This is a genomic window from Alcaligenes sp. (assembly GCF_050255915.1).
GTDB classification, from domain to species: domain Bacteria; phylum Pseudomonadota; class Gammaproteobacteria; order Burkholderiales; family Burkholderiaceae_B; genus Alcaligenes; species Alcaligenes aquatilis.
The window spans coordinates 288,288-300,994 of sequence record NZ_JBFWIQ010000001.1 but is presented as its reverse complement, the minus strand read 5'-3'; the positions used below and the strand labels follow the sequence as shown (position 1 = coordinate 300,994).

Here is a 12,707-nt window from a genome sequence, read left to right as displayed (position 1 = left end):
TTAGGAGATCACGATGACAAACCGTCCTCATGGCCTGGAAACCCTGGCCTACCGTTTCAAAGGACAAGAGCCCATCGCCACCTTCCAGCCGGTGCTGGTGGGCGTCGTAGGCTCGGGCAATCTGGAAGTGCTGGCCGAGCCCAAGGACAGCCCCGACTGCACCATCCATATTCACACCTCGGCACGCGGCTTCTCCACGATCTGGGATGCGGTGGTACGGGACTTTCACCAGCGCCATCCGCTGGCCGGTATTCACTTTGACATCAACGATATGGGGGCCACCCCGGCCGTGGTCAGCCTGCGTCTGGACCAGGCCGCCAGCGAAGCCCTGGCACGCAGCCAAGCACAAGGAACACCGTCATGAGCAGTTATCTGGAATGTTCTGCCCGCCAGCGCGTCCAGGCTCTGTTTGACGCGAACAGCTTTCACGAATGGCTGCCCCCCGCACAACGCTTGAGCAGCCCTCACTTAGCCCAATTGGGGGTGCCTTCTTCCTTTGATGATGGCGTGGCCATCGGCCATGCCTTGCTGGAAGGACAGACCGTTTATGTGGCCGCACAAGAGGGCGAGTTCATGGGCGGTGGCGTGGGCGAAGTTCACGGCGCCAAACTGGTGGGCCTGCTGCGCCGAGCCTTGATCGACCGCCCTGCGGGTGTGGTACTGCTGCTGGAGTCCGGTGGTGTGCGCTTGCACGAAGCCAATGCCGGTTTGATTGCTGTCTCCGAAGTGATGCGCGCTTTGCTGGATACGCGCAATGCCGGTGTGCCGGTGATTGCCTTGGTGGGTGGGCAAAACGGTTGCTTTGGTGGCATGGGCATTGTGGCCCGCTGCACCAACCACCTGATCATGAGTGACGTAGGCCGTCTGGCCATGTCTGGCCCGGAAGTGATTGAAGCCTCGCACGGCGTTGAAGAATACGACTCCAAAGATCGTGCTTTGGTCTGGCAAACCAGTGGCGGAAAACACCGCTGGTTAACGGCGGATTGCGACGATCTCGTGTCCGATACCGTGGCCGCTTTCCGCACCGCTGCCGTGCAAGGCTTGAAGAATCCGGCGCGTGGCCCGGTGACCCTGGAAGAGCTGGAACAGGAACATCAGTTGCTGGCACAACGCGCGGCCCTGCTGCCCGTAGAGCAATGGGATCACACTGACAATCAGGCCCAGACCTTGTGGCAAGCGCTGGGGCTGGAACAAAGCGATCACGTCGGGCAGATGGACGCGGCCGCCGTCAAAGCATTACGCCGCCAGGAGGCGCTGTCATGAAATGGGAAACACTGGTGCAATCGCTGTTCGATACGCAGCACAGCATCACCGAACAGAATTTGTTCTTGCAAGGCAATGCCGAGTTTGATGGCCAGACCCTGGCCGTTATCGGGACTACCGAACACGCCCCCATCGGCGTGGCTCTGGCCCTGACCCAGGCACAGGCCGTGCTGGACATCATCAAGAACCATCCAGGCCGCAGCCTGCTGCTGTTGGTCGATACCCAAGGCCAGCAACTGCGCCGCCGCGATGAGCTGCTAGGCATCAACCGCGCTATGGCTCACTTGGGCATGTGCCTGGATCTGGCCCGACGCAAAGGCCACAAAGTCATTGGGCTGGTATATGACCAGGCTCTGTCCGGTGGTTTCATCACCTCCGGCCTGATTGCCGATGCCTGCTATGCCGTGCCTGAAGCCGAGATCCGCGTCATGCGCATCCCTGCCATGGCCCGCGTCACCAAACTGCCCGAAGCCATGTTGGAAGAGCTGGCGCAATCCAATCCGGTCTTTGCGCCTGGCGTCGGCAACTACGTGGCCATGGGAGGTATTGAGTCTGTCTGGGAGAGCAGTTCGCCAGAGCAACTGCGCGCTTCATTACGTGCGGCACTGGCCCAGTCCAATAATCAGGATCGCCGCGCCAGCGAGGGTGCCGAACGTGGTGGCCGCCGTCTGGCTGCGCAGATCATTGAACAGGTCTTGCAGGCATCCTGATGACCGCCCAACTGCCCGCTCGCCGTCACCACCTGATCACGCTGGACAGCACTGCCTGGGATCAGGTGCTGGCTGATCTGGAGCCGAGCAGCCACGCCTATCAATGCCTGTGCAGATGGCAGGCCCGTGACTGGCCTCTGGTCGTCAGCCGTCAGCCGGGCGAGCTGCGTAGCGGGCAACTGCAAGTGGGTATTCCTTTGCCGACCGATTGGGGGCGGCAAAGGCTGTCCCTGATCGTTCCCCAGGTTCGGAGCGTGAGCTGGGGCAGTTTCCCTCCCGCCCATGAAGCCCAAACCTTACTGCCGGTTTCCTTGGCACAAGACTGGCTGAGCTTATGCCAACAGATGCAGGCACACGGCTGCACCGCTCAAATTTATGGTAGTTATGGCTGGGAACTGATCACCGGACAAGGCTATGTACGTGAAGGCTCGGATCTGGATTTGCTGCTGCCCGTGCAGTGCGCCACGCAGGCCGATCATCTGGTGCAGCTATTACGTGCAGCCAACGAATGGCCCGGTTTCCCCCGTCTGGATGGCGAGCTGCTGTTTCCCAACGACGACGCCATTGCCTGGCGTGAATGGCAGCAATGGCGCAGCGGTGCCAGCCGCAAAGTCATGATCAAACACACGCATGGTTTACGTATTCAGGCGCACTCGGACTGGCCCGAGCACGCCCCTAGCCTGGAGTCCTCTCATGCTGCTTGATGCCATTGAAACCAGGGCATTGGCGCAGTTACCCACTGCCCCCGACTCCATGGATCCATCTCGTTCCTGGAGTTGCACGGCCATAGGCCGGGCAGCCGTTCTGGCGCTGTATGACGAGCTGATTCTGGCCCCCAAACCGGGGCTGGTTTCCCTGATCGACAGCGGCAGCCATGACGATATGGATGCCAGCACCTTTTATCGCAGTCTGTTTGCTCTGCGCCATTATTTTTCTGACATGGCGGCCCTGGGCCAACAGCGTGTTCCATTCAGCCAGCTGCAAACTCGCGGGATTGCAGCGGAGGCTCGCATGCAGGCCGCCACGGGGGGCATCAATACCCACCGTGGCGCCATTTTCATGCTGGGCCTGTTGTGCGCAGCCGCAGGCGCCTGCCTTCCTTTTCGCACCCTGACTCCCGCCACGATTCGGGACCAACTTCAAACATTATGGGGGGCGGCTTTACAGGCCCGCAGCCAGCAAGCGTCGTCCGCACTGCCGGGCGGACGGGCGGTACGCCGCTATGGCTTGCAAGGCGCGAACCAGGAAGCCGCCCAAGGCTTTCCCACCTTGTTTGAAACGGCCTGGCCCGCCTGGCAAGTCGCTGTCAACATTTTGTCTCCGCACAGCACACCAGTGGCAGAACAGCAGTTGCAGACCGTCGGTTTGCATACCTTCTTTTCTGTTATGGCGGTCCTTGACGATAGTAATCTGGCCCATCGTGGCGGACTGGAGGGACTAAACTACGCGCGCCGCTGCGCCGCACAATACTTACAAGCGGGCAGTGCGTTCACCCCCGACGCAATGCAACGCGCCCAAGACTTGCATCAAGCCTTCATGAAACGCCGCCTGTCCCCCGGAGGCGCAGCCGACACCTTGTCGGCCTGCTGCTGGCTGGACCGATTGCAAGCGTATGCACCCGGCGGGGCCAGCCAGCGCCGCCCTACTGGAGCCTGAGCATGAAAATCGCCCTGCTGTTTTCCGGGCAAGGCATGCAATACGCAGACATGCTGCCCTGGATGAACCCGGCCCATCCCCTGCTGCTGCAAATGCAGGAGCAATTGCACGTTCCCGACTGGCGCGCTGCCATGCGCGATAGCAGTTGGGCCAGCACCAATGCCCATGCGCAAGTCGTGCTGACGGCATGCGCACTGGCCGCCTGGCAGCAATTGCAGGAGCAAGTCCCTGCCCTGCAATCCTCCAGTCAATCTTTGGCCGCCGTGGCGGGCTACAGCATTGGCGAGCTGGCAGCCGCTTGTGTCGCCGGGGTTTTATCTGTCAGCGATACCGTCACCCTAGCCGGACAAAGAGCCGCCTTGATGGACCAGGCCGGAGCCGGGCAAGACAGCAGCATGCTGGCGATAAGCGGTGTTTCAATTCGGACGATTGAACAATGGTGCCAAGCACAGGGCGCCGCCTTGGCCATACGCAATGGCCCCGATAGTGCGGTGTGTGCGGGCCCGCGTGACAAGCTCTGTGCCCTGGAAAAGTTTGCTCAAGAACAAGGGGCTCGTTGCACACCCTTGTCCGTGAATATTGCGTCCCATACCCATTGGATGAGCAGCGCGGCTCACGCCTTTCAGGAGCAACTGAATCAAAGCGCACTGGCTGCCCCGAACGTGCCGTGGCCCACCAATGCCGGAGTGTGGGTGCATAATGCCGCTACCGCTGCCCAGGCCTTATCGGCGCAAATAATGCAAACTGTGCAATGGGATTCCTGCATGGAGCAGATTGAAGAACGACAGCCTAATGTGGTACTGGAAATTGGTCCGGGCCGTAGCCTGGCGAGCATGTGGAATCAACGCTATCCCGATATTCCCGCACGCTGTGTAGACGAGTTCCAAACCCTGGAGGGTTTGCAACGCTGGCTGTCACGCTGGGCGGGATAAATGCAGCGCGACATCGTGCGCTGGACATGCACCGTCCCTGATCAGGATTCAACACTTGGGCCGCCGTAATCGGCCAGCACCAAACCGACAGAGGATGCCAGCAGCGCTCAATAGCGGCCCTGTGAAGCCATGCACAAGAGAAAGAGAACAAAAGAAGGACCTGGCGCCGTTTTCAGACCCACATCAGGCAGACTTCTGCCCTTCTTTTTCCAGCTGCGTGCGTACGATCCGGCAGGCCCGTAACAAGCTCAACACATTCGGGCTACGCTCGCGCGACTTCATACACACCAGACCGATGCGCTGTAAATGTCGATACGGCGGCTCCAGACTGAACCACTGAATCTTGTCAGAGAAAACCTCTTTGGCACGGGCTGGCAAAAGGGAACACCCCACCCCGCCACTGACCAGGCTCATCAAAGAAAAGATGTCTCCGGTGCGCATCACAATATCGGCATCGAACCCGGCTTTGGCCAACATGCGCTGCATGTCCCGGCCAGTCGCAAAATCGTCGGTCAGCGACACAAAGCGCTCCTGGGAGCAACGCTCCAGATTCACCACGGACGAGTCCGAACCTTGCCAATCCACAGGGGCGGCAAACATCAGCTCATCATGAAAAACAGGCAGCATTTCCAGGTCATCAGGCTGCTTTTGAGGCAACTCGATCAAGGCGGCATCAATATGACCGCCCCGCAGCTTTTGCAGCAGCTTCTCGTTGGAATCCAACACCAGATCAATCTGCATGGCAGGCTTGTGGACCTTAAGCTCTACCAAAAGGCGTGGCACCAAACGTATTGTTAGCGAATACATGGAGCCAATGCGCAGTTGATCCGACGAATAGCCCCCGGCTTCACGGGCTGCGTCAATACCATGCTGTAAGGTACGGATGGTTTCCTTGGCGGCCTCGGCCAGCTCACGTGCCGACTCTTGTGGCACCAGGTGGCGCCCTTCCTGCAAGAACAAGGGGCAGCGCAAACCTTCTTCCAGACTCTTTAATGCCCGATGCACACTGACCGCACTGGTGCCCAACTGTTCTGCAGCACGGGCAATGGTGCCAGCTTCCAGAAAAGCCAGCAACACTTCCAAGCGTCGTACCGTGATTTTTTCGTCGATCAGAAACATCGTGGGGGTGGGAAGAAAAACAGCGCTAAGGCCACCAGTATGGAGCAAGCCTGACATCAATCCAATTCAGGCTAACCCGAAAAAAATGCCCCAAGCCGCTAACAACACGGCTTGAGGCATTTTCTCTTTATCTCAGACTTAGCTGAGTCAAAAGCCCGAATAATGTGCTTGCAGACCTGACATCCAAGCCCGAAGCCGACAGGATCACGCGGCCTTTTTCTCCGCACCCGATTGCACGATTTCTCGCACAGGAACCGGAGTCTGCAAACCAGCCTGATTCAATACCTGAACCGCACGGCGGAACAGATCAAAACGGGCATCCCAGAAATCAGCAGAACTGATCCAGGCACGCAGGTTTACCGTAATCACGCTGTCTTTGTACTCCATGACCATCACCACCGGGGCCGGGTCCTTGAGCACCTGCGGATGTTCATTCAACAAGTCCTGCAACAGCTTGATAGCCAGATCCAGATCATCGCCATAACGCACGCCCACACCAAAGTCCAAACGACGCGTCGCATTGCGGCTGTAGTTGATGATGGGGTTACCCCAGATCAGGCTGTTAGGCAATGTGAATTGAATGCCATCCACTTGTTCAAAACGGGTCAGGAACAACCCCACTTCCTGCACGGTACCGTCGCCTTTACCGACTACCGACACAAACTCGCCGGCACGCAAAGGACGCAGCATCAGCAACATGATGCCGGCGGCAATATTTTGCAGTGTGTTCTGCAAGGCCAGACCAACGGCCAAACCAGCAGCACCCAACACCGCAATAATGCTGGCGGTCTGTACGCCAAACCGCGCCAGTACGGCGATCAGCACAAAGACACGAATTGTCCAAACCGTCACAGACTGGGCCATAGGCACAATCGTGGGGTCCACTCGGGGAGAGCGGGCTGCCATCCGCTTGATGGCACGACCGGCAACGGCAGACAGCCACCAGCCAATGATCAGAATCAACAAAGCGATCACGACATTAAGCGCAATCGCGACAACGGCGGGAAACTCTGTCATCCAGGTTTGCAATTTTTCCACGTTTCAATCTCCTCAATTAAAAGGCAAAGCACCGAAGGGACTGGCCGCTAAGGGTAAACATTGCTAGTGCGCATCATAGCCTTGGGGGGGACATGAACCCAAGTGGACTAAGCTTTCCAGCTTATCCCCGAAAACTGTGGATAGCTCATAGGAAAAACTGGGCAAATCAGGAAAACTTTCAGTAGTATCAGCGGCTTAAAAACGGCGAACAGAAATCAACCAAATCCGGAAACAGCACCCCGCTTATCCCCATAAAATGTGGACAAGTCACAGGATAAACCGTGAATCAATGAGCTTATTTCAATATAATCAATCGCTTACACAAAGCGATCAGAGAATCGACAATTCTTTACCATTTTTTTCCTTGGGCAAGCACCGGTTTGTTGAAAACTGGCTTATCCACAAAAGATGTGCATAATAATAGGGAAAACCCCTGTATTAGCAAAAAATAGGCTTATAAAACAATCCCCTAAGTAGCCAGGTCAGGGATTCACCAATTCGCTCATCATCGGGCCGGTACGCGCCACAAGGATGCCAACCAATGTTGCTCTTGCGCTGGCCTGTCTGTAGGGCGATAAAAGTGCTTGATATATTCAAAGCCCGCTTGCTCCAGACGCTCTGACCACTGCTCCCAACTGTAGTAACAACCGTAGCGCTGACCATTCCAACCTTCCTGTCCCTGACCGCGCGGATTGGAGGAAAACAGCACCCCGCCTGGTCGCAGGCTGTGCCGCAAGGCCGTCAGCACGGCGGACAGCTCCGCACTGGGTATGTGGAATAACACGGCGTTAGCAAACACGCCATCAAACGCAGCAGCAGGCAAGTTCAAATCCAGGAAATCCTGATGCAAAACAGTCAGGCCAGTTTGCTGACGAGCCATTTCCACAAAGGCGGCACAACCATCCAAGCCCACCGGGCGATGGCCCATGGCCTGAAACGCGACCAGATCTCGCCCCGGCCCACAGCCCAGATCCAGAATATCCACAGGCCCCGGCAAACCGATCGCCGCCAGCAAGGCGTCGCGATTCTGACTGACGTCATGGTCCCACGTGCCGTCCCGATAGGCCTGCGCATGATCCTGGTAATGATTGACGGTGCGACGACTGGTTTCTTTCATCTGAACATCCTTGCCTAAGCTATGGGTTTACTTGACGCTGCCTAACGATGGATCGACTATATCCCGAGTCCAATTTGAATCCGATGCCATGAAGCCAAGCTATCCGCTCTCCGTCCTAGACCTATCCCCTATTGTGCAGGGCTCCACCCCGGCCCAGTCCTTTCGCTGTTCGGCGGATATTGCCCGTCATGCCGAGCAATGGGGCTACCACCGTTACTGGCTGGCCGAACACCACGGCATGCCCGGTATTGCCAGTGCAGCCACTTCGGTCCTGATCGGGCACATTGCCGGTCAAACCAGCCGCATTCGTGTGGGCGCAGGTGGCATCATGTTGCCTAACCACTCTCCTCTGGTGATTGCCGAGCAGTTTGGAACACTGGCCTGTCTGTACCCTGGCCGTATCGATTTGGGCCTGGGCCGTGCCCCTGGCTCCGACCCCGAAACCGCCCGCGCCTTGCGCCGCAATCTGAACAGCGACCCGGACCAGTTTCCACGCGATGTACTGGAGCTGATGGACTATATGTCCGACGAACCGCGCAACCGCATCATGGCCGTGCCCGGTCGTGGTCTGAATGTGCCGGTCTGGATTCTGGGCTCCAGCCTCTTTGGTGCTCAACTGGCTGCCGCGCTAGGCTTGCCCTATGCCTTTGCTTCGCATTTTGCGCCTGCTCAGTTGATGGATGCTATTGAGGTTTACCGCCGTCAGTTCCAGCCCTCCGTGCATCTGGAAAAACCGTACGTCATGCTGGGCTACAACGTCTTTGCCGCCGATACGCAAGACGAGGCCAAGCTACTGGCCTCCTCCTGGCAACAGTCTTTTGTGAACCTGCGCAGCGGTCGCCCCGGCCAACTGCCCCCACCCGTGCGCGATTACTACGAGCAATGCAGCCCACCGGCCCAGCACCTGCTGGACTCCCTGCTCAGCTGTACAGCCATTGGCAATCCGGAGCAAGTGCTTGAACAGATGAAAGGGTTCATTCAGCTAACGGGCGCCAACGAACTGATGCTGAACGCCAATATTTTTGATCACAACAAGCGCTTGCGCTCCTACGAGATTGCCGCCCAGTTGCGCGGCAGTCTGATATGAACCCACGCCACCTTCAAGAAACCGCACTGCGCTACTTCCAGGAAGTCGCGCGTTGTGGCTCTATCTCGCAGGCGGCCAGCAATCTGCATGTGGCTACCTCGGCCATCAGCCGCCAGATCAGCGGGCTGGAAGAAAACCTGGGCATGGCCTTATTCGAGCGCCATGCCCGTGGCATGAACCTGACCGCGGCGGGCGAATTGCTGCTGGCCCATGCCCGCCGCAGCGCCATGGATGCCGAGCGCACCTTGCACGATATTGCCGCTTTGCAAGGGCTGCAAACCGGCCTGATCCGCATTGCCTCCTCGGAAGGTTTAGCCGCCCAACTGCTGCCCCAGTGCATCGCGCAGTTTCGTGAAAAACACCCAGGCATACGCTTTTTGCTGGACGTGCTGCCACCACAGCGGATCAGCATGCTGCTGTTAAGCGGCCAGATAGATATCGGCATCAAATTTACCCAGACGGCTGAAAAAGACATCAAGACCTTGTTCCGCCGCGATGCCCCGGTAATGGCTCTGGCTGTTCCCGGCCACCCCGTCACCCGCACCGAACGCATCAGCCTGAAAAGCCTCTTGGCCCACCCCCTGGCCTTGCCCGGTCCGGACACCACGGTGCGGCAAATGATGGACGTGGCCTGCAGCGCCCAAAATCTGAGCCTGGACCCGGTATTCAGCAGCAATCACATGCAATCCTTGCATCAATTTGCCTTGTCCGGCGCAGGCGTGACCGTGTCGGCCCTGCTGTCAGCTCGTCACCTGATTGAGCAAGGTTTGCTGCAAGCCAGTTTCATCCATGAACGCGGCTTACTGAACCGCCAAATCGAAGTACAGGCCCTGGCTGGCCGCCGCTTGCCCTCTATTGTTCGCCGCTTTCTGGACGAGTTGCTGCCGCAGCTTGAAGTCGACCCGCAGGCTTTGCCAAAATAGCAACGCTGACCTGCCTATTTGTTGCTGGTTCGGCATCATCGCCTTTTCTATCATCTCTTGATTGAGGAGAGAGCCATGACAACACCCAGCAACACTGCAAGCACCGCACACCCCCCTTCAATCCACCGCCCCTGGCGACGTCTTGCCCAAACCCTGTTGGGTGCCATTCTGGCCGTCAGCAGCGTGCCGGCGGCCCGTGCCAGCGATTGGCCTGATCGTCCCATTCGCCTGATCGTCCCCTTTCCCACTGGTGGTGCCACTGACGTCATCAGCCGGTTGATTGCCGAAAGCGCCGCCAAAGCGATGAACACCAGCATTATCGTGGACAACCGCACGGGCGCAGGCGGCACCATTGGTTCAGCCGAAGTAGCCCGCAGCAAACCCGATGGCTACACCCTCCTGTTCACCACCAGCAGTACCCACGCAATTGCGCCACATCTGTACAAGTCTCTACCCTACGATGCAGACAAAGACTTCACCCCCATCGCCCACTTGGGTGATGCCGCCAGTGTCTTGCTGGTGAACCCGTCCGTCCCCGCACAAACCCTGCCGGAACTGATTGAGTACACCCGTGCCCATCCTGATGAGTTGAACTACGCCAGCAGTGGCAATGGCACCATCGTGCATCTGGGCACCGAGGCCTTTTTGAATCAGGCCGATATCGTCATGTCGCACGTTCCTTACCGGGGGACCGGTCAGGCCATTAACGATATGCTGGGCGGCTCGATCCATGTTTTACTGGACGCCATCCCCACCGGAATGCCGTATGTAAACAGCGGCCAATTGCGCGCCCTGGCGGTGACCGGCCCACAACGCTCGCCGCTGGCCCCCGATTTACCCACTTTTCAAGAGTCCGGCCTGCCGGGCTATGAATCAGTGACCTGGTTTGGTCTGTACGCACCCGCAGGCCTGCCCGATGAGATCCGTGATAAAGCTTATGAGGCTTTCACCCATGCCACTCAGGACCCCAACGTACGCTCACGCCTGCAAGCATTGGGCGTGGACCTGCCCCGCAGCACCAGCCAGGAAGAGTTTGTCTCTTTGGTTCGCGAGGACAGCGCACGTTGGCAAGGCCTGATCCAACTGACTGGAATACAGATTCAATGAACAAGACTGACACCTGTATGGACTGGAACAACCCCTACCCGTCCGCCCGTTCTGCGGTACTTGGCCAAAACATGGTCAGCACCTCCCACCCTTTAGCCGCACAAGCGGGCTTGCGCATGCTGCAAGCCGGTGGCAATGCAGTTGACGCAGCGTTGGCTGCTGCCATTGCCTTGACGGTCGTTGAACCCACGGGTTGTGGCATAGGCAGTGATGCCTTTGCTATCGTTTGGGATGGCAAAGAGTTACATGGCTTGAACGCTTCCGGGCGCTCGCCTCGTGGCTGGTCGCCGGATCGATTCAAAGGCCACGCGACTGTCCCCGACAAGGGCTGGGAAAGCGTGTCCGTTCCCGGTGCCGTCTCTGCCTGGGCCGAGCTGTCCAGCAAGCTGGGCCGTCTGAGTCTGGAGCAAGTCGCCGCCCCCGCCATTCATTACGCCCGAGAAGGTTTTCCAGTCTCACCGGTTATTGCACGCTTGTGGGAACTGGGCCGTCAGCGCCTGGGCGATCAGCCCGGTTTTGCGGACGCTTTTTTACGCGATGGCAAAGCGCCTGTGGCGGGCCAGTGGTACCAGAATCAAGACCAGGCCAATACGCTGGAACGTATCGCCGCCACCCAGGGCCAGGACTTCTATACGGGTGAACTGGCCCAACGCATTGCTGCCTTCTCCCGCCTGCATGGCGGTGCCATGGACGAGCAGGATCTGGCCGAACATCGTGCCAACTGGTGTGGCACCATCAGCCATCCTTTTGCCCAATCGGTCATTCATGAAATCCCCCCCAATGGTCAGGGTCTGGCGGCCTTGATGGCACTGGGCATCATGGAGCAGGCCGGCGTCGGTCAGCAACCGCTCGATCATATCGACACGGTGCACCTGAGCATTGAAGCCATGAAGCTGGCTTTTGCCGATCTGTACGAGCACCACGCCGATCTGGAGCACATGATTCATCAGCCCGAGCATCTGCTGGACCCGGCTTATCTGCGCGAGCGCGCTGCCCTGATTCAAAGGGACAAGGCTGGCGACCCCAAGCACGGCCTGCCCGGTCCTTCGGGCACGGTCTATGTCACCGCGGCCGATTCCAGCGGCATGATGGTGTCCTTGATCCAGTCCAACTATATGGGTTTTGGTTCCGGGGTGGTGGTCCCCGGCACCGGCATCAGCATGCAGAACCGTGGCCATGGTTTTACCCTGCGTCCCGGCCATGTGAATGAAGTGGCCGGTGGCAAGCGCCCCTCTCACACCATCATTCCTGCCTTTGCCATGAATGCCGATGGCACGCCGCAAATGTCGTTTGGTGTGATGGGTGGCCCCTTCCAGTCTCAAGGCCATATGCAAATGGCGCTGCGTGTTCTGCTGTACGGCCAGAACCCGCAAGCTGCTGCCGATGCGCCACGCTGGCGTGTAACAGGGGGCCGTGGCGTGGCGGTAGAACCTAGCTTTGACCCCGCTCTGGTGCAGGCCCTGCGCGAGCGTGGTCATGAGGTCGTCATTGAACCCGGCAGCGGTGTGTTCGCTTTTGGCGGGGCACAACTGATTCTGCGCCAGGGCAATCATTACGTGGGCGGCTCCGACCCACGTAAAGACGGGCAGGTGGTGGCTTACTAAGCCTGCTTGCCTTCCAGAGATGATTGCCTCTGCTTCGGGCCTGGATTTCGTGATCCGGGCCCAAATGCCTCTTAGTCGCCCTGACTTGTTCGATAAACAGTTCGTCCGAGCAGCGGCGTTGGCGTACCCATCCTTTCAGCCTCCCCGAACG

Annotated in this window: 13 protein-coding genes; 10 read left to right on the top strand and 3 right to left on the bottom strand. The window is 58.5% G+C overall.

All coding sequences use genetic code 11. The annotated features are described in order from the left end of the window. The first annotated feature begins 13 nt into the window (after nt 1-13). From mdcC to AB7E06_RS01300, 6 genes are read left to right on the top strand one after another with little or no spacing between them, the layout of a single operon-like run. Nucleotides 14-364, top strand: coding sequence for a malonate decarboxylase acyl carrier protein (mdcC, locus tag AB7E06_RS01325; protein ID WP_230019120.1), 351 nt, complete (start codon nt 14-16; stop codon nt 362-364). Then, nucleotides 361-1,263 carry a biotin-independent malonate decarboxylase subunit beta gene (locus AB7E06_RS01320; RefSeq protein ID WP_427954794.1) on the top strand — a complete coding sequence of 301 codons (903 nt, stop codon included), beginning with the start codon at nt 361-363 and terminating at the stop codon, nt 1,261-1,263. Before mdcC ends, AB7E06_RS01320 begins: the two co-directional genes overlap by 4 nt. Further along, entirely contained in the window at nt 1,260-1,973 is a 714-nt protein-coding gene (gene mdcE, locus AB7E06_RS01315) for a biotin-independent malonate decarboxylase subunit gamma (RefSeq protein ID WP_346549099.1), read from the top strand. Before AB7E06_RS01320 ends, mdcE begins: the two co-directional genes overlap by 4 nt. Next, nucleotides 1,973-2,677, top strand: coding sequence for a malonate decarboxylase holo-[acyl-carrier-protein] synthase (gene mdcG, locus AB7E06_RS01310; RefSeq protein ID WP_427954792.1), 705 nt, complete (start codon nt 1,973-1,975; stop codon nt 2,675-2,677). Before mdcE ends, mdcG begins: the two co-directional genes overlap by 1 nt. Further along, entirely contained in the window at nt 2,667-3,629 is a 963-nt protein-coding gene (locus tag AB7E06_RS01305; RefSeq protein ID WP_427954790.1) for a triphosphoribosyl-dephospho-CoA synthase, read from the top strand. Before mdcG ends, AB7E06_RS01305 begins: the two co-directional genes overlap by 11 nt. A gap of 2 nt (nt 3,630-3,631) precedes the next feature. After that, complete coding sequence (locus AB7E06_RS01300; RefSeq protein ID WP_427954788.1) at nt 3,632-4,561, top strand: acyltransferase domain-containing protein; 930 nt, start codon at nt 3,632-3,634, stop codon at nt 4,559-4,561. 183 nt (nt 4,562-4,744) lie between these two features. Here the strand turns inward: AB7E06_RS01300 and AB7E06_RS01295 are convergent, their stop codons facing one another. The 3 genes from AB7E06_RS01295 to AB7E06_RS01285 all read right to left on the bottom strand — a co-directional run bounded on the left by AB7E06_RS01295 (nt 4,745) and on the right by AB7E06_RS01285 (nt 7,835). Next, nucleotides 4,745-5,737, bottom strand: a complete 993-nt coding sequence (locus AB7E06_RS01295; protein WP_321268052.1) for a LysR substrate-binding domain-containing protein — start codon at nt 5,735-5,737, stop codon at nt 4,745-4,747. Nucleotides 5,738-5,884: 147 nt separating this feature from the next. Beyond that, nucleotides 5,885-6,697 (bottom strand): mechanosensitive ion channel family protein, encoded by an 813-nt coding sequence (locus AB7E06_RS01290; protein WP_162496942.1) that lies wholly within the window; start codon nt 6,695-6,697, stop codon nt 5,885-5,887. Nucleotides 6,698-7,223: 526 nt separating this feature from the next. Next, nucleotides 7,224-7,835, bottom strand: a complete 612-nt coding sequence (locus tag AB7E06_RS01285) for a class I SAM-dependent methyltransferase (protein WP_108727959.1) — start codon at nt 7,833-7,835, stop codon at nt 7,224-7,226. An 88-nt stretch (nt 7,836-7,923) separates the two neighbouring features. On the opposite strand from AB7E06_RS01285, the gene AB7E06_RS01280 reads away from it, so the two are divergent. The 4 genes from AB7E06_RS01280 (at nt 7,924) to AB7E06_RS01265 (ending at nt 12,556) form a co-directional block, all read left to right on the top strand. Further along, nucleotides 7,924-8,922, top strand: coding sequence for an LLM class flavin-dependent oxidoreductase (locus tag AB7E06_RS01280; RefSeq protein ID WP_121738377.1), 999 nt, complete (start codon nt 7,924-7,926; stop codon nt 8,920-8,922). After that, entirely contained in the window at nt 8,919-9,845 is a 927-nt protein-coding gene (locus tag AB7E06_RS01275; protein WP_094195882.1) for a LysR substrate-binding domain-containing protein, read from the top strand. The genes AB7E06_RS01280 and AB7E06_RS01275 overlap by 4 nt, the downstream gene beginning before the upstream one ends. A gap of 75 nt (nt 9,846-9,920) precedes the next feature. Further along, on the top strand, nt 9,921-10,952 hold the full coding sequence (locus AB7E06_RS01270; RefSeq protein ID WP_427954784.1) for a Bug family tripartite tricarboxylate transporter substrate binding protein: 1,032 nt from the start codon (nt 9,921-9,923) through the stop codon (nt 10,950-10,952). After that, nucleotides 10,949-12,556 (top strand): gamma-glutamyltransferase family protein, encoded by a 1,608-nt coding sequence (locus AB7E06_RS01265; RefSeq protein ID WP_249461356.1) that lies wholly within the window; start codon nt 10,949-10,951, stop codon nt 12,554-12,556. Before AB7E06_RS01270 ends, AB7E06_RS01265 begins: the two co-directional genes overlap by 4 nt. Nucleotides 12,557-12,707: the final 151 nt, after the last annotated feature.